Source organism: Pasteurella dagmatis (genome assembly GCF_900186835.1).
GTDB lineage: Bacteria > Pseudomonadota > Gammaproteobacteria > Enterobacterales > Pasteurellaceae > Pasteurella > Pasteurella dagmatis.
Genome location: NZ_LT906448.1, coordinates 571,541 through 596,990, shown reverse-complemented (window position 1 = coordinate 596,990; position 25,450 = coordinate 571,541). Strand labels below are relative to the sequence as shown.

The window sequence follows — 25,450 nt, the reverse complement described above, 5'->3', positions numbered from 1 at the left end:
TTGTATTTATATGATATAAACTGGGCTTATTTCCGTTCTTAACCAATAGGTATTTTATGACGCACAACCAAGAACTTATTGAAACTATCCTTGCTGATCAAGTTTATAACGAGCTTCATTCTATTCAAGACTTCCTACGCTGGACATACAGCACATTTAACCGCTCCGATATATATTATGGACATGGCTACGACAATGCTTGGGACGAAACAATGCAATTAGTGTTATCAACACTCGATTTGCCCCTAGATTTTCCTAATGAATTATATTCTGCTCGCTTAACCCGTTCAGAAAAAGAAGTCCTTATTCGTTCAGTGATTCAACGCATTGAAAAACGCATTCCAGTGGCTTACCTCACTAACCAATCTTGGTTTTGTGGATTACCATTCTATATTGATGAACGAGTTATCGTGCCACGCTCACCAATTAATGCACTGATTCAAGACAGTTTCTCTGATCTACTCAGTGAACCACCTAAACGCATTTTAGATATGTGCACGGGAAGTGGCTGTATTGCTATTGCTTGTGCAGTGCAATTCCCTGATGCTGAAGTAGATGCAGTTGATCTTTCACCCGATGCATTAGAAGTCGCTGAAATCAATATTGAACGCCACCAATTACTTCATCGAGTATTCCCGATGCAATCAGATTTATTCAATGATTTAGCCAAAGTGGAATATGATTTAATTGTGAGTAACCCACCTTATGTGGACGAAGAAGATTTAGCGGATATGCCAGAAGAATTCCATTATGAACCAGAAATGGCATTAGGATCTGGTGTTGATGGTTTAGAAATCACAAAACGCATTTTATACGCAGCACCTGATTATCTGAGCGAAAAAGGTGTCCTTGTTTGTGAAGTTGGCAACAGCATGGTGCATTTAATCGAACAATATCCAGATGTACCATTCAACTGGGTTGAACTAAAAAATGGTGGAGTAGGCGTCTTTACACTGAAAAAAATGGATTTAATCAAATATCGCCACTTATTTGCTTAATCAAATTATTCAAAAAAACAAACCGCACTTTCTTTAAAAAGTGCGGTTATTTTTTATTAACTTTTAATCCAAATAAAAAAGACCGATTTTCATCGGCCTTTTCCAATCAATTAGACTGCTCTAATTAGAAATATACACGTAAACCTACACCCACTTTGTTATCTCTAGATGATACGTTATCTTTTTTATATCGGAATGTACCACCTTCTAAGTAAGTAATAACTTGTTTGTGTAGTTTATAGTCTACACCGAAGACGTAAGCACGTAATCTAGCTTTATTCATATTATCTTCTGCTTTACCCCAGACAATATTTGAATAGACTTTTGAAGGTTCTACGATTTGATATTTTAAACCTAATTCAAGTTCACGTACTTTATTGTACATTACACTATCACGCCATTTTACTTGTTTTGCATCTTTAGAGCTTTTTTCTTGTGAATAATCAACTCCAGCGGCAAAAGGACCGTAAGAAAGCTCTGTAGCGACTGTAAATGCTCTATTTTTTACATCTTGGCTTACACGTTCTTGGCTATAACCAGTTTTTAAACCAAAACCAAATTCACCCATTGTTCTGCTGTATAATGCACCAACTACAAAAGCATTTTTATTAACTGCTTTTTGACCTTGAGCATCATTTTTACTAGGGTCTTTTGCTAATACATAGTCAGCACCAAATCTAAAACCATTGAAGTTTGCTGATTTGAAGTGAACAACTTTATCGCCAGAAGTAACTAATCTATTCACTCCAGTTAAATTATAATTGTATTTAGCTAACTCAATATCATCACCAATGGTTAATTGTTTACCGAATGTTAATGTACCAACGCCTTCATAATCAAATCCTGCATAGAGACGTTTTAAAGTAACACTATCACCAAACTCTTTACCACTGAAACGTAATTCAGTATAAGCTAATGCGCTTAAGCCACCACCTAACTCATGTGATGCTTTGAAAGAAACACGTGAACCTTTATCTTTTAAATCAGTGCGTTTACCACTTTCTTTTTGTAAAAGTAAACGAACAGAACCGCTTACATCTACTTTAGTACCGTCTTGGTTAAATACTGTTGCTGCGTTTGCTGAAGTTGCTGCAAAAGCGGCTACTGCTAATGCTACGATTGTCTTTTTCATAAAATCACTACCTTGTTTTTGGAGTTTTATACTTAACTGAGTAAGAGTTTACTCAATCAACCTAAAAATCAATAACAAAGCCATTGGTTGGCTTCTTACTTTTTGCAAATGCAAGATAGCAAAGCTATTTTTTATTGTCAAAATCTAAAATATCACTCCAACAATCATAACAATAAAAAAATTAATTTAAAAACAATAAGTTAAATATAATTATTAAAAAAAAAATAATAATAAAAGTGTTAACAAGATCACAATTTATGATATTTATTCACTGTCAATACAATCTAAAAAAAACATAACACATTGATTTTAAATAAAATTTAACCAAAAAAGCAAAATCACAGTATATGAAAATACCCTAATCAATATGTTTTTTAAAAGTTCATTTCATTTTTGTGACGGAGATCACATTTCTAAGAAAAACGAGTGCACATTTTTGCTAAAAACGCACGTTTTTGCACATTTACCATAAGTCAGATTCAACAATAAATAGGTTAATTACTGTTCAAAATAAAATCTGATAAAAAATGACTAGTTATTTGATATAGCATAAATAATACCTTTTAATTTAAGTGATAATTTACATCAAATTTTGTATTGTTCTCACTGCAAGAAACAGCGATAATATGCGACTGACTTGAAAAAGGGAACTATGTTTCTTCTAACTAATAGAGATTATGACTGAATATATCCTACTTATTATTAGCACAGCCTTAATAAATAACTTTGTCCTAGTGAAATTCCTAGGGCTTTGTCCGTTTATGGGCGTTTCAAAAAAAATTGAAACTGCAATAGGTATGAGCTTAGCAACAATGTTCGTTCTTACCGTTGCTTCGATTTCAGCTTATTTAATTGATACTTATATTTTAACCCCTTTAAGTGCCACATTTTTACGTACGCTTATATTTATCCTTGTAATTGCTGTGGTTGTTCAGTTCACTGAAATGGTTATTCACAAAACTAGTCCTACACTTTATCGTTTGTTAGGTATTTTCCTGCCACTGATTACGACAAACTGCGCTGTACTCGGTGTTGCACTACTTAATATTAATTTAGCTCATAATTTAACCCAGTCTGTTGTCTATGGTTTTGGTGCATCTCTAGGATTTGGTATTGTTTTAGTCTTATTCGCCGCCCTTCGTGAGCGATTAGCTGCTGCTGATGTGCCTAATGCATTTAGAGGTGCCTCTATTGCACTTATTACCGCAGGCTTGATGTCATTAGCATTTATGGGCTTTACAGGATTAGTGAGACTTTAATGACTTCAACTGTATATTTAATTCTGATTTCCATTACTATTTTAGCCCTTATTTTCGGTGCAATCTTAGGCTTAGCATCAATAAAGCTTAAAGTCGAGTCTGATCCCATTGTCGAAAAAATAGATGCATTGTTACCACAAAGCCAATGTGGACAATGTGGTTATCCTGGTTGTAAACCTTATGCAGAAGCTATAGCAAATGGTGATGACATTACCAAATGCATTCCAGGTGGGCAAACCGTAATCGTAAATATTGCAGAGCTAATGGGCGTTGAACCACCCGCAACCGATGTTGAAGGTGACCCAGCACCAATGGTTGCATTTATTGATGAAGAAATGTGCATTGGTTGCACTAAATGTATTCAAGCTTGCCCTGTTGATGCCATTATTGGCACAAATAAAGCAATGCATACTATTATTCCTGATTTATGCACTGGATGTGAATTATGTGTACCACCTTGCCCAACTGACTGTATTTCAATGATTAAAGTCGAACAAAATATTAATAACTGGAATTGGAAATTTGATCCTAAACTCGTTATTCCCATTGTTGATACAACAACGACACAAAAAAGAATTATCAAAGGGGAATAAAGATGGATGTATTAACGCAATTTAATTTAGGTAAATTATGGGATTTCAAAGGGGGAATTCATCCACCTGAACGCAAATCTCAATCAAACCACGTACCTATCCGTCATGCAAAATTAGTTGAAAAATACTATATTCCCGTTAAACAACACGCTGGAAAAGCTGGCGATATTCTAGTTAATATCGGCGACTATGTATTAAAAGGACAACCCCTCACGCAAGGTGATGGTTTGCGTATATTACCTGTTCACGCACCAACTTCAGGCTATATTATAAATATTGCCCCTTATGTGGCTGCACACCCTTCTGGATTACCCGAACTTTGTATTCATCTCGAATCCGATGGGACAGAGCAATGGATAGAACGCAACCCTATTGATGATTTCTTAACCCAAACGCCAGAACAACTTGTCGATAAAATTTATAAAGCAGGTGTTGCAGGGCTTGGTGGTGCGGCCTTCCCTACGGCAGCGAAAATTCATTCTGCTGATAAACAAGTCAAATTATTAATTATCAATGGTGCAGAATGTGAGCCTTATATCACTTGTGATGACCGTTTAATGCGCGATTACCCAGAAGATATTATCGAAGGCATACGCATTCTTCGTTATATTTTACGCCCTGAAAAAGTGGTTATCGCAGTTGAGGACAACAAACCAGAAGCAGTTGAAGCTCTACAAAAAGCCTTACAGGGCGCAAATGATATTGAAATTCGCGTTATTCCAACCAAATATCCATCTGGTGCAGCAAAACAACTCATCCATATTTTAACAGGTATGGAAGTGCCAAGTGGGCAACGTTCTTCCAGTATTGGCGTACTTATGCAAAACGTGGGAACTGCATTTGCGATTAAACGCGCAGTAATGAATGATGAACCCTTGATTGAACGTGTAGTCACGCTAACAGGTGATAAAGTGGCTAATAAAGGCAATCAATGGGTGCGAATTGGTACACCAATTTATCAACTTTTGCAGCAATATGGCTACCAATATGATTCTCGCTTCCCTGTTTTTATGGGTGGGCCGCTAATGGGTTTTATTTTGCCCGATTTACAAGCTCCTGTTACAAAAATTACTAACTGTTTACTTGCACCAGATCATTTTGAATACGCACCACCGGCACCAGAACAATCTTGTATTCGATGTTCAGCTTGTTCTGATGCCTGCCCTGTCAATTTGATGCCGCAGCAATTATATTGGTTTGCTCGCAGTGAAGATCACGAAAAATCCGAAGAGTATGCCTTACACGATTGTATTGAGTGTGGTTTATGTGCCTATGTCTGTCCAAGCCATATTCCATTAATCCAATATTTCCGCCAAGAAAAAGCGAAAATTTGGGATATCAAAGAAAAAGCAAAACAAGCTGAAGAAGCCAAACAACGTTTTGAAGCACGCCAAGCACGTTTAGAAAAAGAAGAACAAGAGCGTAAGGCACGTGCACAAAAAGCAATGGTAGCTCGTCGTGAAGAAATGAAAACACAAGACGGCGTTGATCCTGTACAAGCTGCATTAGAACGCTTAAAAGCAAAGAAAACAGAAACTGAAGCATCACTCACTCCAGTCAAAACGATTATCGGCGAGAAAGGCGAAATATTACCTGACAACAGCGATATTATGGCACAACGTAAAGCACGCCGTTTAGCACGTCAACAAGAAGCAGGTGAAACAGCAAAACTGGCTGAAAATAACGAAGCGCAAAACAATATAGATCCTAAAAAAGCCGCAGTGGCTGCTGCGCTTGCCCGTGCTAAAGCGAAAAAAGCACAGCAAGCTGGCACAACAGATGAACCTGTCATAGACAAATCAGCAACACAAAGTGCGGTAGAAAATACAGAAGTTTCAACTGCCCAACCAACAGAAGAAAACGATCCGCGCAAAGCGGCGATTGCAGCGGCTATCGCCCGTGCAAAAGCGAAGAAAGCACAGCAAGCTGGCACAACAGATGAACACGCCATAGACAAATCAGCAACACAAAGTGCGGTAGAAAATTCTCCAATTTCAGACGATCAAGCAACAGAAGCAAATGATCCTCGCAAGGCTGCAATTGCTGCTGCTATCGCTCGTGCGAAAGCGAAGAAAGCGCAACTTGCTAGTGAAGTTATTTCAGGAGTGAGTGAAAATCCGAATAAAAGTGCGGTGGAAAATTTAGAAATTCCAATAGCTCATACAGTGGAAGAAAACGATCCTCGTAAGGCTGCCGTTGCAGCAGCAATTGCACGAGCTAAGGCTAAAAAAGTGGCCGCTCAACAAGCAAAAAATAATGAATAAAGGATAAAAATAGCAATATGTTTAAAATGGTAAGTTCCCCACACACCCATTCAGGAAAGCTCACAATGCGCATTATGTTGTGGGTCATTACAGCAATGCTACCTGCAATGTGTGTTCAACTCTATTATTTTGGCTACGGTGTATTGATTCAATCTGCACTTGCTATTAGCTTTGCACTGATTTTGGAATGGATTGTCACTTTATTACGTAAAAAACCAGCCCTGTTTTATATTTCAGATTTTAGTGTTGTGCTAACGGCGTTTATTCTTGCTGTAGCAATTCCACCTTATGCACCCTATTGGATAATTTTAATTGGGGTGTTTAGTGCAGTCATTTTAGGTAAACACGTTTATGGCGGGCTTGGGCAAAATCTATTTAACCCAGCAATGATTGGTTATGTAGTCTTACTGATTTCATTTCCACTGCAAATGACAACGTGGTTGCCTCCGCTCACTTTATTAAATGAGCCTCCAACATTTGCAGATGCTTACCATTTGATTTTTACTGGATTTAGCACCGATGGTTTTAGCCTACATCAATTAACACAATCCGTAGATGCCATTACACAAGCGACACCACTCGATAGTGCAAAAGTCGTTTTAGGAAATTCCTCAGTAGAAAATGCTGAAATAAAATACCGCACTTTATTAAGCTCTCCAATCTTTAGTGAAAATGTCGCAATTGGTTGGTGGCAAGTGAATTTAGCTTTTTTATGTGGCGGGCTATTTTTAATTTGGAAACGCATTATTCATTGGCAAATTCCAGTCGCAATGTTAGTCAGCTTTACTGTATTTGCAGGTCTGACAGAACTTATTGCACCAATGCAACATTATCAGACATTACCGCACTTATTCAGCGGTGCAATGATGTTTGGTGCATTTTTTATTGCAACCGATCCTGTCACAGCCTCAATTACGCCAAAAGGAAAACTTGTCTTTGGTGGTTTAGTGGGATTCCTTGTATACATTATTCGTTTCTACGGTAGCTATCCTGACGGTGTTGCATTTGCAGTGTTATTAGGCAATATCTGCGTGCCGTTAATTGATCACTATACTCGACCAAGAGTAGCTGGTCATCAAAGAAAAAGAGCATAAAATGAAAACAGTAAAAATATCTATTCGTTATGGTTTGCTTTTAGCATCAGTTGCTTTTATTTGTGCAGTATTATCTACAAGCATTTACTTTCTAACTAAAGATACAATTGAATCGGAAATTAATAAACAGAAACAAGATTTGCTTTTGCAAGTTGTGCCGCAAACTTATTTTGATAATGCGCTCATTGAGTATTGTTACGAACCTGAGAGCAGCATATTAAAAGACAACCGTATTCAGGAAATTTGTATTGCCACTCAAACGGGCAAAAAAACGGCCTACGCAATTGAAACTATTGCACCAGACGGCTATTCGGGCAATATTCGCCTACTTGTTGGAATGACACCAGAGGGTGAAATTTTAGGTGTACGTGTGTTAGAGCATCACGAAACACCGGGACTTGGCGATAAAATTGAAACCCGTTTTTCTAACTGGATTTTAAGTTTCAATAATCAACAGATTACCCCAGATAATTTATCTGAATGGGCGGTGAAAAAAGACGGTGGAAAATTCGACCAATTTTCAGGGGCAACAATTACGCCACGTGCAATTGTTAATCAAGTAAAAACTGCGACTTTAGCCATGTTAGATGAAATCAATAAAGAGAAAGCAGAATGAGCGAAACAGTAGAAAAAACCACCGCACTTTCAGATGAGACCACTGTTCTTCTTGATAACTCATCGGTCGTAACCGCAAAACCTAGCAATGCAATTTGGAAAGAGCTTTTACAGCAAGGTTTGTGGAAAAATAACGCCGCACTTGTGCAATTATTAGGGCTTTGCCCATTATTAGCAGTTTCCAATTCAGTAACTAACGCATTAGGGTTGGGACTTGCCACAATGTTGGTATTAATTTGTAGCAATACCGTAGTGTCGCTATTTCGTCGTCATATTCCAACGGAAATTCGTATTCCGATTTATGTGATGATCATTGCAACAACAGTAACCATCGTACAACTTTTGATGAATGCCTACACTTATTCGTTGTATCAATCTCTAGGGATCTTCATTCCATTGATTGTGACTAACTGTATTGTAATTGGACGTGCCGAAGCATTCGCCTCAAAAAATCCACTGTCTCATTCCATTTTTGATGGATTTGCGATGGGATTAGGTATGTGCTTAAGCCTTGTCGCATTAGGGGCAGTTCGTGAAATCTTAGGCAACGGCACGTTATTTGATGGTATTGAACATTTACTCGGAGACTGGGCAAAAGGTTTACGTATTGAGCTGTTCCATTTAGACAGCCATTTCTTGCTTGCGATTTTACCTCCAGGCGCATTTATCGGTTTAGCATTACTGCTAGCAATGAAAAATTTTATTGATCAACGTAAAAAATAATGAATAAGCAAAAACGTATTGAGATTTTGACACGCCTACGTGATGAAAATCCTCACCCTACGACTGAATTAAATTATAGCTCACCTTTTGAGCTATTAATTGCCGTAATTTTATCTGCACAAGCTACAGATAAAGGCGTCAACAAAGCCACAGACAAACTCTTTCCTGTGGCAAACACGCCTGAAGCAATCTTAGCCTTAGGTGTAGATGGCTTAAAAGAATATATTAAAACTATCGGTTTATTTAATAGTAAAGCTGAAAATATTATTAAAACGTGCCGTGATTTAATTGAAAAACATAATGGCGAAATTCCACAAGATCGCGCCGCACTTGAAGCCTTGGCTGGCGTTGGACGTAAAACTGCCAATGTCGTCTTAAATACTGCTTTTGGACAGCCAACTATTGCCGTTGATACACATATTTTTCGCGTTTCAAACCGTACTGGATTTGCACCGGGTAAAGATGTGGTGAAAGTGGAGGAAAAATTACTCAAAGTTGTGCCAGATGAATTTAAAGTCGATGTGCATCATTGGTTGATTTTGCACGGGCGTTACACTTGTATTGCTCGTAAACCACGCTGTGGATCTTGTATTATCGAAGATTTATGCGAGTTTAAGGAAAAAACAGAATAATTTTAAATTTGGATGTAAATTTATGACAACAAAAAAACAAGAAAGACAAACTTGGTCAAGCCGTTTGACTTATATTATGACAGTAGCTGGTGCAACTGTTGGCTTTGGCGCAACTTGGCGTTTTCCTTACTTAGTGGGTGAAAACGGTGGTGGTGCTTACGTATTTTTATTTTGTTTAGCTATGATTTTGATCGGTATTCCCATGATCCTAGTGGAAAATGTGATTGGACGCCGTTTACGTGTAAACTCAATCGATGCATTTGACGATAAATTGGGACAAGGTCATTCTAAATACTGGAAAATCATCGGCTATATGGGCTTACTCGGTGCTTTCGGGATTATGGCTTATTATATGGTACTCGGTGGCTGGGTAATCACTTACATTATCAACCTAGTGACTGGCACATTGGATATTTCAGCTCCAATCACAAAAGAAGTCGCAAAAGAATTCTACGATTTACATATTGGCAACAGCCCACTCGAAATTTCACTCTATACCCTACTTTTCGTTGCTGTAAACTACTTTATTTTAGCGAAAGGCATTATTGGCGGTATTGAACGCTCAGTGAAATATTTAATGCCATTATTATTCGTTTTCCTCATTGGTATGGTGATTCGTAACGTGACATTACCCGGCGCAATGGAAGGGATTACATTCTATCTCAAACCTGATTTTTCTAAAATCACGCCACAATTATTTATCTTCGTCTTAGGTCAAGTATTCTTCGCTTTAAGTTTAGGTTTCGGCGTATTGATTACGTTATCAAGCTACTTAAACAAAGAAGAAAATCTTATCCAAACAGCCGTTATCACCGGCTTTACAAATACCATTATTGCTGTATTAGCAGGCTTTATGATTTTCCCATCATTATTCACTTTTGGGATCGCACCAAATTCAGGGCCAACACTGGTATTCCAAAGTTTACCAATCGTATTCTCGCATTTGTGGTTAGGTAAAGTTTTTGCAATCATCTTCTTTAGCTTATTGTTGATCGCAGCGCTAACAACCTCATTAACCATTTATGAAGTAATTATTACCGCACTACAAGAAAAACTTAGAATGCGTCGTAGCAAAGCAATTATTCTCACACTTGGTGGAATCTTTGTTTTAGGTAATATCCCATCGATTTTAGGCGACAATATTTTCAAAGATGTGACTATTTTCGGTAAAAGCATTTTTGATGCCTTCGATTATGTCAGCGGTAACATTCTCTTTATGTTAACGGCATTAGGTTGTGCAATCTTCGTTGGTTTCGTACTCAAGGACGATGCAAAACGCGAACTTTCACCAAATCCAAATTCAACCTTCACAAAAATTTGGTTTAACTATGTGAAATTCGTTGTACCGTTCATTATTTTAGTGATTTTCATCAGTAACTTAATCTAAAAAGAAGGTGGGTCTAGCCCACTTTCTTTATGCTTACCACACATCTCAATTTTTCATTAAGTATCAAAACACTTCAAAACTTTTTCAAAATCAACCGCACTTTGATTACCTATAAAAATGGGGTAAATCCACTTACCCCATTTCTCTCACTATTTACTTGTGTTTTTCTTTTCTTCGAGCTCTTCCCAGCGTAAAAATGCTTCTTCAAGCGCTTGTTCAGCATCGGCTAATGCCTGCAATTTTGCAGAAGTATAATCGTGGGCTTGTTGAAAAAACTCGGCACTGCCAATTTCAGTCTGAAGTGCGGTCACTTTTTCTTCCAATTCTTCCAAAAGTTGTGGCAATTGTTCCAACTCTCTTTGTTCTTTATAGGAAAGTTTTACTGAACGCTGTTGATTCTTACCTGTGTGCGAAACTTGTTCAGAATCTACCGCACTTTTCGCAGGCTCTGCTTGTGCTGCTTTCTTCTGTTTTAAGGCTTCTTGCTCGGCTTTATGCGCAAAATAGTTCGCTTGCTGTTGTTTTGCATCGTGGAAACCGCCCACATATTCATTCAGCACGCCATCGCCTTCAAACATAAAACATTCTGTTGCCGTATTATCAATAAATTGACGATCGTGGCTGACGATTAATAACGTACCTTGATAATCCGCCAAAATTTCTTCTAATAATTCTAAGGTTTCAACATCAAGATCGTTGGTTGGCTCATCCAGAATTAATAAGTTATTTGGTTTAAGTAACAATTTCGCAAGTAATAAGCGGTTGCGCTCACCACCCGATAATGCCTTAACTGGCACCATTGCTCGTTTTGGTGGGAATAAGAAGTCTTGCAAATAGCCTAATACGTGGCGTTTGATACCGTTTACTTCAATATCTTGCTTGCCATCAGCGACGTTATCCATCACCGTTTTTTCAGGATCAAGATCAGCACGATATTGATCGAAATAAGCGATATCTAATTTAGTACCACAACGCACCGTGCCTGATGTTGGTTTGATTTCACCCAGCAATAATTTAATGAAAGTTGTTTTACCACAACCATTTGGGCCAACAAGCGCAATTTTATCGCCCCGTAAAATAGTCGTGCTGAAGTTTTGCAGAAGTTTTTTGCCTGCAACTTCATAGCTAACGTTATCCATTTCAAACACGATCTTGCCAGAACGGCTTGAGTTATCGATTTGTAATTTTGCTGTGCCTAACACTTCACGACGCTGACGGCGTTCCTCACGTAAGGCTTTTAACGCACGGACACGCCCTTCATTACGAGTCCTACGTGCTTTAATCCCTTGACGAATCCACACTTCTTCTTGCGCCAATTTTTTATCAAAGAGTTCGTTTTGTAAGGCTTCAACACGTAAGTTTTCTTCTTTTGTGGTGAGATACAGATCGTAATTGCCCGGATAAGATACCAGCTGACCACGATCTAAGTCTACAATTCGGGTTGCCATTTTGCGAATAAACGAACGATCGTGAGAAATAAATACGATACTGCCTTCAAAGCCTAATAAAAATTCTTCAAGCCATTCGATTGCATCAACGTCTAAATGGTTTGTTGGCTCGTCTAGTAATAACACGTCAGGTTGACAAACTAAAGCACGTGCTAATGCAGCTTTACGCAACCAACCACCTGATAATTCAGATAATAACGTGTCAGGATTAAGGGCTAATTTGGCTAGAACTTCTTTGATCTTGCTTTCAAAACGCCAGCCATTTGCGTGATCTAATTTTGCTTGGACTTGGGCTAATTGATTGAGGGCATTTTCGCTATATTCTTTCTCTAATTGCAATGAAATGCGGTGATAGTCTTTCAATAATTCCGCAAGATGTTCAATCCCTTCGGCAACATAATCAAACACGTTGCCTTCCGCGTGACGAGGCGGGTCTTGTTCTAAACGAGAAACAACAATATCTTTTTCAAACTGCAAGCGACCGTCGTCCATGATGACTTCGCCCGATAAAATCTTCATTAGCGTGGATTTGCCCGCACCATTGCGACCAACTAAACACACACGCTCACCTGCTTCAATATGTAAATCGGTGTGATCTAACAAAGGGTGATCACTAAAAGAAAGGTATCCATTGGTTAAGGATATTAATGCCATAATGCCTCTTTTTTAAATAATTCTTTTTATAACTGCTGATAAACTCTTAATGCATACGCATCGGACATACCGGCAATATAATCACAAATAACACGTTTTTTGCCATTTTCTGCTGCATTTTTCCAACGCATTGCAGTATTACGTGGCAGCAAACGATCTGGATCAGACTCAAAGATTTGGAACATTTCCGTTAAAATACGCTGTCCTTTGTATTCAATGCGTTGTGTTTCCACATTTCTAATCACGTATTTCCAAACAAATTTTTTGAAAATGTTTAAGACAGCCACCACTTCATCTGGTAACTCTGCATTATAACGTAATAATGGGTCATCAAACTCAGCAGTGAGCTTCCAACGTACACTGGTGATGAAATAATTGACTAATGCACCAATCGCATTTTTACGTAAATAATGTTGGTCTGAAAACAATTTTTCAGTCAAACTGTCAATATGTTGTTGAATCCACTCAGAAGGGCAATTTTTCAATTCCACCAGCGCCTCTTGCCATTGATGTAGATTCACCACACCAACCACAATCGCATCTTCTAAATCGTGTACGCCGTATGCAATGTCATCCGCCAGCTCCATTAAGCTACAATCCAATGATTTAAAACGTGTTTTTAAAATCTCGGCTGGATTTGACCGCTCTTTTTGAAATTGTCCAAACAAATCACGATCTTGCTCACTCAATGGAGCTAACAACCATTCGAACATTTTGAGATCATCTCGAAAAATGCCTTTTCCTGGTCGCCAGTCGGTAATTTTAACATAACGAGGGTCTGCATTTTGCGAGTGTGGTAGTTCTGAATATTGAGCAGAGGATTGATCTAAAATTGCTGGATATTTGACGATCCCAAGCAGAGTTCTACGAGTTAGATTCATTCCCGCATTTTGCGTATAAGGCTCTAATTTTGTCAGTAAACGGAAGGTTTGTGCATTGCCCTCGAACCCACCATTAGAACGCATCATGTAATTCAGTGCGACTTCACCACCGTGGCCAAATGGCGGATGCCCAATATCGTGTGCAAAACATAAACTTTCAATAAGATCATTACTTGGTAGCAAAGGTTTCAGCTGTTTTTGTAACTCAGCTCGTTCATTTTGCTGAGCGCTTAATGAGGAAAAAGCTTCGATAAATCCCATTTGTGCCACAAGACTACTGCCAATTTGTGCAACCTCTAAAGAATGGGTTAAACGTGTGCGATAAAAATCATTTTCGCCAACTGCGTGAATTTGTGTTTTTGCTTGTAAACAACGAAAAGCAGCTGAGTGTAAAATTCGCCCACGATCTCGACGAAATGGCGGGCGATGATCTTTTTCTCGCGGTTTATCAGCAAGAAAACGTGATTGCCAAAGTGGATTTATCAAATTTTTCATATTATGTGGTCACTAAATAGATTAACTTAAACATCACTGGTGCAAGAATAGATGTAATAATGCCACATAATACCAAGGCGATGGAACTATAACTACCAGCTTTTTGATCCATTTCCATACAACTTACTGTTCCCAGTGCATGAGAAATAGAACCGATTGCTAATCCTAATGCTTCTGCGTGTTTAATTTTTAATTTTCGTAATACCAACAAACCCAACACAGAGCCTTGTAACCCTGCAATTAATACACCAACAGCAGCAACAGAAGGAATACCACCTAAACTTTCAGAAATTGCCATTGCAATTGGTGTGGTGACAGATTTTGGTAATACAGTTGCCACAATTTGTGGATTAGCGCCTAGTAATAATGCTAAAACCGCACCTGAAAACATCGACAACAAAGAGGCTGAAATGGTAATAAATAAAATGCCTTTCCAGCGTTGGCTGATTTGACGTAATTGCTCATACAAAGGCACAGCTAATGCAACAATACTCACTCCTAATAATTCATTTAACGGTGTGTTACCTTCCATATAGGTTTCATAAGGAATATGAAAACCCAGTAACACAGCGGCAACAACTAATACAGTCAATACAAAAGAATTAAAGAAAATTGATTTCCAACGTTTATTAATTTCAAGTGCAAAAGCAAAAACTGCAATAGTTAAAAATGAATAAAGATAAATAAGATAATGACCCATTGTTACTTCCTTGCTTGTCTTTTTATTGCTTTTTTCCGTAAATAAGCAAATGATTTTAAAGAGAATATATAATCGGACAGAAAACCAATCACGATAAGAGTTAGAAAAGTGCTGATAATATTGGGCAATAGCAAGACTTTCATTTGCTCAAATAAAAGATCTGCATATTTGACAATCCCAACACTCACAGGGACAAAAAGTAACGCCATATAACGAATTAATAAATTTGAGGAGGCAAGCACCCAATTTAATTTAATAATTCGGAAAGTTAAGCATAAGAATAAAAGTAATAAACCCCAAATACTGGCAGGAATTCCGATAGGTATAAAATGTGCAATTTGCCCGCCAATCCACAACATTGCATATAAAATAAATAAAGAACGGATGATATCAACTATTTTCCGAGCCATTTTTACTCCCACTTTTGACAAGAAATCGTCATTTAGATAAAAATGAGTGAATATTTTACTCCCATTTTTTCAATTTTGTTAGTTTTTCGGTAAAATAACCCCATTTCCAATGAGATAAAATTTAATATGTTTAATAAATCAACAGTTATTGCAATATGTTGCTTATTTCTAACATTCTGCGCACAAGCCGATCGTACTTTATATTGTAGAGTAGTAAGTATTACTGATGGCGATACATTCACTTGCTTATTGCAGAATAATAAACAATTACAAGTCCGCTTAGCCGAAATTGATGCCCCTGAAAAAGCACAACCTTTTGGTACGAAATCACGAATGGCATTAGGTCAGCTCGTGCATAAAAGTCATGTAAAATTGGTTATTAATGGTCACGATCGTTATCAACGTACGATAGCTACTGTTTATGATCAACAAGGTAAAAATATTAACTTAACAATGGTAAAATTAGGTATGGCTTGGGCATATGAAAAATATAGCCAAGATCCTGCTTATTTACGTGAGCAAAAACAAGCGCAACAAGGAAAAATAGGACTTTGGCAAGATCGCCATCCTATTCCGCCTGAAGAATGGCGTAAACAAAAGAGAAACAACTAATGGCATTTGATCCAAACGCATTTCGCGCTGATTTTCCTTACTTTAAACAAAAAGATACTGCCGTTTATTTAGATAGCGCTGCAACTGCATTAAAACCACACGCCCTAATTGAGGCTACGGTAGATTTTTATCAATCAGCAGGCTCTGTTCATCGTAGCCAATATGATGAAAAACAGACCGCACTTTTTGAACAGGCTCGTGAACGTGTAAAAAATTGGATCAATGCAGAATCTACTCAAGCGGTGATTTGGACGTCAGGCACCACCCAAGCCATTAATATGGTTGCAAATGGATTAGCACACGCACATATCACAGCCAATTCTGAAATTATTATTAGCGAAGCAGATCACCACGCTAACTTTGTCACTTGGAATGAAATTGCCCAAAAGTGCGGTGCAAAAATTCATATTTTGCCAATTAATGATCAATGGCTGATTGATGAACAAACTTTAATCCGCACACTCAATGAAAAAACGGCTCTTGTTGCGTTAAATTTTGTGTCAAATGTGACTGGTACAGAACAGCCTGTTGCAAGATTGATCCAATTGATCCGCCAATACTCAAATGCATTAGTATTAGTGGACTCAGCCCAAGCGATTAGCCATCTACGCATTGATTTACAGGCTTTAGATGCCGATTTCCTCGCCTTTTCAGCGCACAAATTATATGGACCAAATGGTCTCGGCGTTTTAAGTGGAAAATTGACCGCACTTGAACAACTCAGTCCGTCTAATTACGGTGGCAAAATGGTTGATCGGGTATCAAAATCGCAGATCACCTTTGCCGATTTGCCTTATCGTCTTGAAGCTGGCACACCGAATATTGCTAGCGTGATTGGTTTTAATGCGGTATTGGAATGGTTAGAAAAATGGGATTTTGATCTTGCAGAACAACACGCTATCGCGTTAGCGGAACAATGCAAAGTGCGGTTAAAAAATTACAAAAATTGCCAACTGTTTGAATCGCCACAGCCAAGTACAGTTGTGAGTTTTATTTTCTCATGCATTGCAACTTCAGATATCGCTACTTTGCTGGCAGAACAAAATATTGCATTACGTTCGGGAGAACATTGTGCGCAGCCTTATTTAGCCCGTTTAGGCCAAACCAATACCCTACGTTTATCCTTTGCACCTTACAATCAACAATCAGATGTTGATGCATTTTTTAATGCACTCGACAATGCGTTAAATTTATTAGATTAGACAATGAAACAACAATTTCTTAATGCAAAAAGTTGGGAAGAACGTTACCGTTTGATTATTCAGTTAGGTAAAAATCTCACTCAACCTGATGAACAAACTCTCGCTCAAATGCAACTTATTACAGGCTGTGAAGCCAAAGTGTGGTTTAAAATTAATGAAAAAAATGACCGCACTTTTGATTTTGATGCCTTCAGCGAAGCTCGAATTATCAACGGATTATTGTGGATCTTATTGCAAAAAATTAATGGCAAAACCGCAGAACAACTGAAATCCTTTGATTTAACTGCTTATTTTTCTGAATTAGGCATCGCACAGCGTTTAAGCTCGACTCGCTTAAATGGTTTAAAACAGATTGAGAATTTATTGCATCGCTTAAAATAAGTGCGGTGTTTTTTGAAAAAGTTTCACTCTAAACAAAACCAGACTAATGCTCCCTTTTCCTCCTTATTTTTCGCCGTAGCGGTTGCGTCAACTTTTGAGCAACACTTTCTTTATTTGAGCTTGGCACGCCAAGTGAGTTTGGAAAGTGGGTGCCAAAAATTAGCAATAAGCGTAGGAAAAAGAAAAATCAGGGTGTGCTTTCTTTTTGCCTACGTTTTCTTTTGCACAAGAAAAGAAAAAGTAGGTCGCCCATCGGGCGAAAGCCGATATATATCAGCCATAAAAATATGATTGGCTGACCCAATATGGCAACTAAAGCCGTTAGCACCTTTCCAATACAATTTTATTATCGAGTTCCAAATACAAAAAGGGCAAACGTTTATGTCTGCCCTTAAATGAATATACGATCAAAAAAATCTTAATCTTTTAATTGCTGAATTTTACTAATTACATTACTGGTTGAACAACCATTTTCAAAATTCAACACACGAACATCACCACCATTTGCCCAAACTTCTTTACTGCCAGCAATATCTTCAGGTTTATAATCACCGCCTTTTACTAGTAAATCTGGTAAAATTTCACCAATTAAGCGTTGTGGTGTATCTTCAGTAAATTCTACTAACCAATCCACTGAAGAAAGCCCAGCTAAAACTGCCATACGCGCTTGTAGGTTATTAATTGGGCGTGTTTCGCCTTTCAAACGTTTTACAGATGCATCACTATTAACAGCTACAATCAGACGATCACCGAGTTTACGTGCATTTTCTAAATAAGAAACATGACCAGGATGAAGAATATCAAAGCAACCATTTGTCATCACAATTTTCTCACCACGTGCTTTTGCTTGAGATACTACAACTTTTAATTCTTCTTCACTCATAATGCCGAACCCTGTATTTGAGCGACCGTGAATGGCGTTTTCTAATTCTACAGTAGAAACAGTTGAAGTACCTAGTTTACCTACTACAACACCCGCTGCAACATTAGCTAAATAGCAAGCTTCTTCGAAGGTGCGACCATCAGCTAGTGCCGTTGCTAATACACTGATAACCGTATCACCGGCACCTGTCACATCAAAGACTTCTTTTGCTTCAGTAGCTAAATGGAATGCAGGTTGATTCGGGCGCAATAAAGTCATTCCTTTTTCAGAGCGTGTCACTAATAAAGCGCTTAAATCAATATCTTCGATCAATTTTAAACCTTTTTCGATAATTTCTTCTTCAGAATTACATTTACCGACAACAGCCTCAAATTCTGACATATTTGGGGTTAATAATGTCGCACCACGATAACGCTCAAAATCCGTACCTTTTGGATCGATTAATACAGGAATATTCGCTTTACGCGCCACTTGAATCATTGCTTGTACTTGATTCAATGTGCCTTTGCCGTAATCTGAAAGCACTAAAGCACCGTAATTTTTCACCGCACTTTCTAATTTTTCTAATAAAGCGTCGCTTGTGACATTTTGGAAATCTTCTTCGAAATCTAAACGTAATAATTGTTGATGGCGAGATAAAATACGGAGCTTAGTGATAGTGGGATGAGTGTGTAATTGAACGAAATCACAATCGATACGATTTTTTGCAAGCAAGCCAGCTAATGCTGAACCTGCTTCATCTTGTCCTGTTAAACCCAATAACTTCACTGGAACATTCAATGAGGCAATATTCATTGCTACGTTTGCTGCACCACCTGCACGTTCTTCATTATCTTGAACACGAACTACCGGCACTGGCGCTTCTGGTGAAATACGATTGGTTGCCCCAAACCAATAGCGATCAAGCATCACATCACCCAATACTAATACTTTTGCTTTTTGAAATTCTGCTGAATATTGAAACATTTGATTTCTCTCTTTGTAAAAATTTTGCTAATTTTAACATAGGAAAAATGCTATTTCCCCTCAAATTCAATGAAATAACCAGACTTTTTACAAGATTGCTTTTCTTATTATTAGATAATTAGTAATATTCACGCCCTATTTATGCGATAATCTGCAACATTCGTATTCAACATATTTTTATTGTGCTCGTCTAATCACTCAAAATACAAAACGATTTTATGGCAAATTATAAATTACCAACATTTCAAAAAGCATTCTTAAAACCAAAATATTGGGGGTTTTGGTTAGGCATCGGTTTGTGGCGTCTAATCCTTTGTTTACCCTACCCTATATTGCTTAAAATAGGTCATGGGCTTGGTTGGATACTCACTAAGTTAAGTGTAGGTAAACGTCGTTCCAAGATTGCTAAACGAAACTTAGAACTCTGTTTTCCTCATTATTCAGAGCAACAAATTGAAGATTTATTACAAGCAAACCTAAAAGCAACCGGTATGGCAATAATAGAAACGGGTATGGCGTGGTTTTGGTCTGATAAACGAATGAGAAAATGGTCAAAAATTGAAGGGTTAGAATATCTCCAACAATACAAGAAAGACGGAATTATTCTTGTAGGCGTTCATTTCTTAACGCTAGAACTTGGTGCCCGTATTGTTGGCTTACATCAACCGGGTATTGGCGTTTATCGTCCAAATGACAACCCTATAATGGATTGGCTACAGGTACAAGGGCGCTTACGTTCTAATAAAGATATGCTTGATCGTAAGGATCTACGTGGGATGATCCGGGCATTACGGCAAGGTGAGATTATCTGGTATGCGCCTGATCACGATTATGGTCGTAAAAATGCGGTGTTTGTACCATTTTTTGCGGTACCAGATGCGGCTACAACTACAGGAAGTTATTTTTTATTAAAATCATCACCGTCGAGTAAAGTTATTCCCTTTGCCCCATTACGCAATGCTGACGGCTCTGGTTATACAGTAAAAATTTCACCACCAGTGGATTTTTCAGATATTACCGATGAAACCAATATCGCAATTCGCATGAATAAAGTGGTTGAAACCGAAATTATGCAAGGTGTTGAACAATATATGTGGCTACATCGTCGCTTCAAAACACGACCTGATGAAGATCAACCAAGCTTATATGATGAATAGTTTCAAGTAAAAAATATAAAAGTGAGATAAAAAATAGGAATGAAAAAAGCAGATTTTTATATCTGCTTTTTATTTGCAATAATTTTGTCAAATTATTCTGCGACTACTGTTTCCTCTTCTAACTCATCTGCCATTGCAGCTAAAATTTCTTCCGTCAATAACGCTAATGAACGATAGAAAGGTAAGGTTGCCTTGCTTTCAACGTGTCTAAGGAACTTACTTGCACAAGGCAATAAGAATTGCTCAAAAAACGCATGTTGAGCTGCTAGCGAATCTAAATTATCCTCAATCCAAGATGCTGTTAATAAAAGTAACGCAAAATGATCTGCACTATCCACCTCTGGCATTCCACGAGTTCTTCTGAAATTCACAAATGCCTCAACATCAACACCATATGTGCTAATTTTTGAGCTAATTTGTGGATTCTCACCACCAAATAACTTTTGATATTCTTTATCAAGTGCGATCAAATCTAACGGCATTTGTACGCTATCAATCGCTTGTTGGCTTTGTGCATCTGTATCTAATACCCAAAGTGAAGTTAAACCTTTTTGTTGTAACCACGCAAATACGTTGACCAAAATAGGATCACAAGGTGAACGATAAAATAAATTGCCGAAAAGGCGGCTAATCATTGAAAAGTGATTTAATTGATTTTCAGTTGTCATTCTTTTTCTCTAAAAGTGCGGTCAAATTTTGCTGAGTTTTTTTAGCTACCGTTTGTAACATTGCTTGGCGAGCGACATCATCAATAATGTGAATATCACCGAAAAACTCATGTTGAATATCAGTAACGCCACAGTAATTAAACAAGCCATCCACTAAACAATCTTTCAAAGATTGAGTAAAGCCCAATCCTTGATAATTCTCTACATTATTACCAATCGTGATAAATTGTTGCATTTTTTTATCACTTAATAAACCTACAGATTGCCCATCATCACCCATTTTATAAGCAAATCCGTAACTTAATACACGATCTAAATAGCCTTTCAAAATTGCAGGAAATCCCATCCACCATACAGGATAAATCAAGGTGATTAAATCTGCATTTTGGATTAGTTGATGTTCAAATTTGACTTCAGCTGGCACAATTTCTTGATAGACAGCCTGCATTTCTTCCCAAGATAAAACGGGATTAAAATTAAGCGTATAAAGATCGCGTACAACGGTATGTACACCTTGCTTTTGGCTGGCTTGTACAACAGCATCCAAAATAGCACGGTTAAAACTGGTTTGGCTATTCGGATGTGCAAAAATAATAAGATGATTCATAACTTTTTTAATTCACTTTTTTCACGTGTAATGTAATGCCTTCAACACGTTCAACCTCAACTAAATCGCCAACAGCGAGATCATTGCCTTGAATGCGCCAGGTCGTATCTCCAAAATAACCACGTCCAATGCCATTGACAGCAATTTCTTGTACTGTACCTTTCGCACCTAACATTGCCTGATCGCGTTGGTTTAAAGAGGAGTTCGATTGATCGACTTTATCTTTACTGTGTTGATATTTCCACCAAGTCACACTTAAAATCAGAGCTAACACTGCATAACTAATTGCAAGTGCAGTTAAGGATAAACTTGGAAACATAGCCATCACACCAGCAATCACAATTGCTGCAAGCCCCCACCAGAGTAAAAATACGCCTGGTAGCAACAGTTCTGCGGTTAATAGCACGAAACCTAGAATGAGCCAATGCCAAAGGCTCCAAGTGGAAAACCATTCCATACTTAACCTCACTTAGCTTTTATTAGGCTTTTTTATCACCTTTTAATAATTCAGAAATCCCTGCAATAGATCCAATTAAATTGCCTGCTTCTAACGGCATTAACACTACTTTACTGTTTTCTGAACTGCCAATTTCTTTTAATGCTTCAGTATATTTTTGAGCAATAAAGTAATTAATTGCTTTGGTATCTCCACTTGCAATCGCATCAGATACCATTTGTGTTGCACGAGCTTCCGCTTCAGCGGCACGCTCACGCGCCTCTGCTTGTAAAAATGCTTCTTGGCGTTCACCTTCTGCTTTTAAGATACGCGCTTGTTTATCCCCTTCTGCACGTAAAATTTCGGCTTGACGCACACCTTCTGCTTCTAAAATATCTGCGCGTTTATTACGTTCTGCTTTCATTTGTGCATTCATCGCAGCGATCAATTCTTGCGGTGGACGTACATCACGAATTTCAATACGAGTGACCTTAATTCCCCAAGGATTAGTCGCTTCATCTACAATAGACAATAAACGACTATTGATAGAATCACGTTGCGACAACATTTCATCTAACTCCATCGAACCTAATACAGTACGGATATTTGTCATCGTTAAATTGATAATTGCTTGTTCTAAATGATTTACTTCATAAGCTGCATTACGTGCATCAATCACTTGTACGAAACAGACTGCATCAATAGATACGTTAGCGTTATCTTTTGAAATAACTTCTTGTGATGGGATATCTAGTACTTGTTCCATCATATTGATACGACGACCAACACGATCAATAAAAGGAACAACAAAGTTCAAACCTGGCGTTAACGTTCGTGTATAGCGACCAAAACGCTCAATTGTCCAGTGATAACCTTGAGGTACAGTCTTTAATGTGGAATACAACACAAAAATCACAAGCACAATAAAGAAAATTGTGGCAATAGGTAAGCCATTAATAAAGTCCATTGTTGTTCTCCTTATTAGGTATAATATTTAGAAAAGTCTAACAAATTAAACCGCACTTTGTATATAAGAATATTAAGGATTCTTTTCAAGCGAACATGCACAAAAAAAGCGGATCGAAACCCGCTTTTATATTAAAAAACTATTTAATGCTTATGCATTTTTATTTTGCTCAGCAATTGATGCTGCTGCAGTAAATAATACGTCAGTTGATGAATTTAATGCAGTTTCAGTTGAATCTTGTAAAATACCAATCACGAAACCAACACCAATCATTTGGGCTGCGATACTATCTGGAATACCAAATAAACTACAAGCTAATGGAATTAATAGTAATGAACCACCTGCAACACCAGAAGCACCACAAGCACATACACTTGCGACTACGCTCAATAGTAGTGCGCTAAAGAAAGAGACTTCCAAGTTTAACGTATGTACAGCTGCTAACGTTAAGATAGTCACTGTAATTGCAGCTCCCGCCATATTAATAGTCGCACCAAGCGGAATAGATACAGAATATGTTTCTTCATCTAAATTTAAACGTTTTGCAAGGTTGATATTCACCGGGATATTGGCTGCTGAACTACGTGTAAAGAAAGCTGTTACACCACTCTCACGTATACAAGTCCACACTAATGGATATGGGTTACTACGGATTTTCCAAAAAACTAAAACTGGATTAACAACAAATGCAACAAATAGCATTGTACCAATTAATACAGCTAATAATTGAATATAACTACCTAATGCAGCTAAACCTTTATGTGCAAGTGTTTCACTCACTAAACCAAATACCCCAATTGGCGCTAGTGAGATAATCACATGAACAATTTTTGAAACAGCTTCAGCTAAGTCAGCAATCATTGTTTTTGTAGTATCAGCTGCGTGACGTAAGGCTAAACCTAAACCTATAGACCATGCTAATACACCGATAAAGTTTGCTTTAAATAATGCATTTAATGGATTATCAACAAGGTTAAATACTAAGGTAAGAAGAACTTCACCAACACCTTGTGGCGCTGTTGTAATATCTTCTTGGTTTGCCAATGCAACATGACTTGGGAATAAGAAACCAGCAACGACAGCCGTTGCAGCAGCTAAAAATGTACCTAAGAGATATAAAACAATAATAGATTTCATATTACTTTTCGTACCAATTTTCTTATTTGCAATAGCAGCCATTACTAATACGAAAATCAGGATAGGAGCCACAGCGCGTAGAGAACGTACAAAAATAGTTCCTAAAACACCGGCTTTCTCAGCAAGATTAAAATCTAAAATCGGTTGTAAAGTTGGTGTAATCAAAGCAACAACTAAACCAAGAATAAGACCAATAAAGATACGCTTAACTAAATTGCCTTGGAAAAAAAAAGCAAATAAACGAGATAGATTCATAATTTTTATCACGAAGTGTTATGCAGAATTTGCAGTAAATAATCAGATCAATCGCTTGATCCCCCAAACGAAGCTAAAGATAGCTTAAATTTTAATTAAAGAAAATATTATTTTTTAATTTTTTCACGATATTTTTACGTTGATATGATAACTTTTCTTTTTATACTTGAAATTTTTCTATTTCTCACTGATTTTTTTAAATAAAATCAATCTTCTTTGATTTATCTCTCATCGTTTAATAGTAAGCATGTTAAATAAACTAAAAAAGTATATTTTTTAATAAAAACACCATTGACACACTGTATATAAAAACAGTATTATTGAGCTGTATAAATAACCAGTTTATTTTATAGTGAGGATAATGATGAACACAATGATGCATAGCCTAACAATAAATGACAATACATTACCTTGTCGCCATATCCCTTATTATGATGATGTGCAGAACTCACGTTTGAATTTTAGCAAAAAACTAGATCTTAACCTCTATTGTGTGAAGCGCCCACAACAAACTTGTTTCATCCGAGTAACTAACCCCAATTTGTTGGCTTGGGGAATTGAAGTTGATGATATGCTAGTTGTAGAAAAAAGTAGTAGCCTTGCTATTGGGGATTTAGTTGTAGTTGAAATTGACTCACAATTCCAAGTTTACGAATTTATGATCCATCAAAATAATGAATTTATTTTCTTCGCCTTGGATTCTACCCAAGAAAACATTAAAACAGATAACTGGCTAAACTTACCTATCATTGGTACAGTAACAAATACTATCCATCAAATGAAGCCAAAAAACAAAATGCGTTTTGCTGCTTAAAGATAATTCCCAAAATTGCGGTCACATTTTTGAAATTTTATGATATAAACAACATTAAACATTGATGAAATATATTTACG

25 protein-coding genes are annotated in these 25,450 nt (G+C 37.4%); 14 read left to right on the top strand and 11 right to left on the bottom strand.

The features are described from left to right. The first annotated feature begins 56 nt into the window (after window positions 1–56). Complete coding sequence (prmB, locus tag CKV78_RS02830; protein ID WP_005761957.1) at window positions 57–998, top strand: 50S ribosomal protein L3 N(5)-glutamine methyltransferase; 942 nt, start codon at window positions 57–59, stop codon at window positions 996–998. A gap of 124 nt (window positions 999–1,122) precedes the next feature. Here prmB and CKV78_RS02825 read toward each other — a convergent pair whose 3' ends face one another. Continuing rightward, window positions 1,123–2,130 (bottom strand): porin, encoded by a 1,008-nt coding sequence (locus tag CKV78_RS02825; protein ID WP_005761956.1) that lies wholly within the window; start codon window positions 2,128–2,130, stop codon window positions 1,123–1,125. 677 nt (window positions 2,131–2,807) lie between these two features. Between CKV78_RS02825 and rsxA the strand changes: the two genes are divergently transcribed. The 8 genes from rsxA to CKV78_RS02785 are packed head-to-tail and all read left to right on the top strand — an operon-like array spanning window position 2,808 to window position 10,697. Beyond that, a complete protein-coding gene (gene rsxA / locus CKV78_RS02820; protein WP_005761955.1) occupies window positions 2,808–3,389 on the top strand; it encodes an electron transport complex subunit RsxA in 582 nt (193 codons plus the stop codon). Then, a complete protein-coding gene (gene rsxB, locus CKV78_RS02815; protein WP_005761954.1) occupies window positions 3,389–3,982 on the top strand; it encodes an electron transport complex subunit RsxB in 594 nt (197 codons plus the stop codon). The genes rsxA and rsxB overlap by 1 nt, the downstream gene beginning before the upstream one ends. A gap of 2 nt (window positions 3,983–3,984) precedes the next feature. Continuing rightward, entirely contained in the window at window positions 3,985–6,246 is a 2,262-nt protein-coding gene (gene rsxC / locus CKV78_RS02810) for an electron transport complex subunit RsxC (protein WP_005761953.1), read from the top strand. A 17-nt stretch (window positions 6,247–6,263) separates the two neighbouring features. Beyond that, complete coding sequence (rsxD, locus tag CKV78_RS02805) at window positions 6,264–7,340, top strand: electron transport complex subunit RsxD (RefSeq protein ID WP_005761952.1); 1,077 nt, start codon at window positions 6,264–6,266, stop codon at window positions 7,338–7,340. A 1-nt stretch (window position 7,341) separates the two neighbouring features. Further along, a complete protein-coding gene (gene rsxG / locus CKV78_RS02800) occupies window positions 7,342–7,956 on the top strand; it encodes an electron transport complex subunit RsxG (RefSeq protein WP_005761951.1) in 615 nt (204 codons plus the stop codon). Next, entirely contained in the window at window positions 7,953–8,678 is a 726-nt protein-coding gene (locus CKV78_RS02795; RefSeq protein ID WP_005761950.1) for an electron transport complex subunit E, read from the top strand. The genes rsxG and CKV78_RS02795 overlap by 4 nt, the downstream gene beginning before the upstream one ends. Further along, window positions 8,678–9,310 carry an endonuclease III gene (gene nth, locus CKV78_RS02790; RefSeq protein ID WP_005761949.1) on the top strand — a complete coding sequence of 211 codons (633 nt, stop codon included), beginning with the start codon at window positions 8,678–8,680 and terminating at the stop codon, window positions 9,308–9,310. Before CKV78_RS02795 ends, nth begins: the two co-directional genes overlap by 1 nt. Before the next feature lie 22 nt (window positions 9,311–9,332). Beyond that, on the top strand, window positions 9,333–10,697 hold the full coding sequence (locus CKV78_RS02785) for a sodium-dependent transporter (RefSeq protein ID WP_032855107.1): 1,365 nt from the start codon (window positions 9,333–9,335) through the stop codon (window positions 10,695–10,697). A gap of 149 nt (window positions 10,698–10,846) precedes the next feature. Here CKV78_RS02785 and CKV78_RS02780 read toward each other — a convergent pair whose 3' ends face one another. From CKV78_RS02780 to CKV78_RS02765, 4 genes are read right to left on the bottom strand one after another with little or no spacing between them, the layout of a single operon-like run. Beyond that, on the bottom strand, window positions 10,847–12,799 hold the full coding sequence (locus CKV78_RS02780; protein ID WP_005761946.1) for an ABC transporter ATP-binding protein: 1,953 nt from the start codon (window positions 12,797–12,799) through the stop codon (window positions 10,847–10,849). 26 nt (window positions 12,800–12,825) lie between these two features. Continuing rightward, complete coding sequence (locus CKV78_RS02775; protein ID WP_005761945.1) at window positions 12,826–14,175, bottom strand: anti-phage deoxyguanosine triphosphatase; 1,350 nt, start codon at window positions 14,173–14,175, stop codon at window positions 12,826–12,828. A 1-nt stretch (window position 14,176) separates the two neighbouring features. Next, on the bottom strand, window positions 14,177–14,875 hold the full coding sequence (locus CKV78_RS02770) for a CidB/LrgB family autolysis modulator (protein ID WP_005761944.1): 699 nt from the start codon (window positions 14,873–14,875) through the stop codon (window positions 14,177–14,179). 2 nt (window positions 14,876–14,877) lie between these two features. Next, on the bottom strand, window positions 14,878–15,285 hold the full coding sequence (locus tag CKV78_RS02765; RefSeq protein WP_032855106.1) for a CidA/LrgA family protein: 408 nt from the start codon (window positions 15,283–15,285) through the stop codon (window positions 14,878–14,880). 126 nt (window positions 15,286–15,411) lie between these two features. On the opposite strand from CKV78_RS02765, the gene CKV78_RS02760 reads away from it, so the two are divergent. From CKV78_RS02760 to CKV78_RS02750, 3 genes are read left to right on the top strand one after another with little or no spacing between them, the layout of a single operon-like run. Next, window positions 15,412–15,897, top strand: a complete 486-nt coding sequence (locus tag CKV78_RS02760) for a thermonuclease family protein (protein ID WP_005761942.1) — start codon at window positions 15,412–15,414, stop codon at window positions 15,895–15,897. Further along, window positions 15,897–17,099 carry a cysteine desulfurase gene (locus tag CKV78_RS02755; protein ID WP_005761941.1) on the top strand — a complete coding sequence of 401 codons (1,203 nt, stop codon included), beginning with the start codon at window positions 15,897–15,899 and terminating at the stop codon, window positions 17,097–17,099. The genes CKV78_RS02760 and CKV78_RS02755 overlap by 1 nt, the downstream gene beginning before the upstream one ends. Window positions 17,100–17,102: 3 nt before the next feature. Beyond that, window positions 17,103–17,480, top strand: a complete 378-nt coding sequence (locus tag CKV78_RS02750; protein WP_005761940.1) for a SufE family protein — start codon at window positions 17,103–17,105, stop codon at window positions 17,478–17,480. Between the two features lie 418 nt (window positions 17,481–17,898). Here the strand turns inward: CKV78_RS02750 and hldE are convergent, their stop codons facing one another. Continuing rightward, a complete protein-coding gene (gene hldE / locus CKV78_RS02745; protein WP_005761939.1) occupies window positions 17,899–19,329 on the bottom strand; it encodes a bifunctional D-glycero-beta-D-manno-heptose-7-phosphate kinase/D-glycero-beta-D-manno-heptose 1-phosphate adenylyltransferase HldE in 1,431 nt (476 codons plus the stop codon). 218 nt (window positions 19,330–19,547) lie between these two features. Here hldE and CKV78_RS02740 point away from each other — a divergent pair, with 218 nt between their 5' ends. Beyond that, window positions 19,548–20,486, top strand: coding sequence for a Kdo(2)-lipid IV(A) acyltransferase (locus CKV78_RS02740; protein WP_005761937.1), 939 nt, complete (start codon window positions 19,548–19,550; stop codon window positions 20,484–20,486). Window positions 20,487–20,578: 92 nt separating this feature from the next. Here CKV78_RS02740 and CKV78_RS02735 read toward each other — a convergent pair whose 3' ends face one another. From CKV78_RS02735 to sstT, 5 genes are all read right to left on the bottom strand, one after another. Further along, window positions 20,579–21,154, bottom strand: coding sequence for a TorD/DmsD family molecular chaperone (locus CKV78_RS02735; protein WP_005761936.1), 576 nt, complete (start codon window positions 21,152–21,154; stop codon window positions 20,579–20,581). Then, on the bottom strand, window positions 21,144–21,761 hold the full coding sequence (locus CKV78_RS02730; protein ID WP_005761935.1) for an NAD(P)H-dependent oxidoreductase: 618 nt from the start codon (window positions 21,759–21,761) through the stop codon (window positions 21,144–21,146). Before CKV78_RS02730 ends, CKV78_RS02735 begins: the two co-directional genes overlap by 11 nt. Before the next feature lie 7 nt (window positions 21,762–21,768). Further along, a complete protein-coding gene (locus tag CKV78_RS02725; protein WP_005761934.1) occupies window positions 21,769–22,218 on the bottom strand; it encodes an NfeD family protein in 450 nt (149 codons plus the stop codon). 22 nt (window positions 22,219–22,240) lie between these two features. Further along, a complete protein-coding gene (locus tag CKV78_RS02720; RefSeq protein WP_005761933.1) occupies window positions 22,241–23,164 on the bottom strand; it encodes an SPFH domain-containing protein in 924 nt (307 codons plus the stop codon). Between the two features lie 150 nt (window positions 23,165–23,314). Beyond that, entirely contained in the window at window positions 23,315–24,556 is a 1,242-nt protein-coding gene (sstT, locus tag CKV78_RS02715) for a serine/threonine transporter SstT (RefSeq protein WP_005761932.1), read from the bottom strand. Between the two features lie 364 nt (window positions 24,557–24,920). Between sstT and CKV78_RS02710 the strand changes: the two genes are divergently transcribed. Further along, the gene (locus CKV78_RS02710) at window positions 24,921–25,370 is read left to right on the top strand and encodes a LexA family protein (protein ID WP_032855105.1); all 450 of its coding nucleotides are present in this window, start codon (window positions 24,921–24,923) and stop codon (window positions 25,368–25,370) included. Window positions 25,371–25,450: the final 80 nt, after the last annotated feature.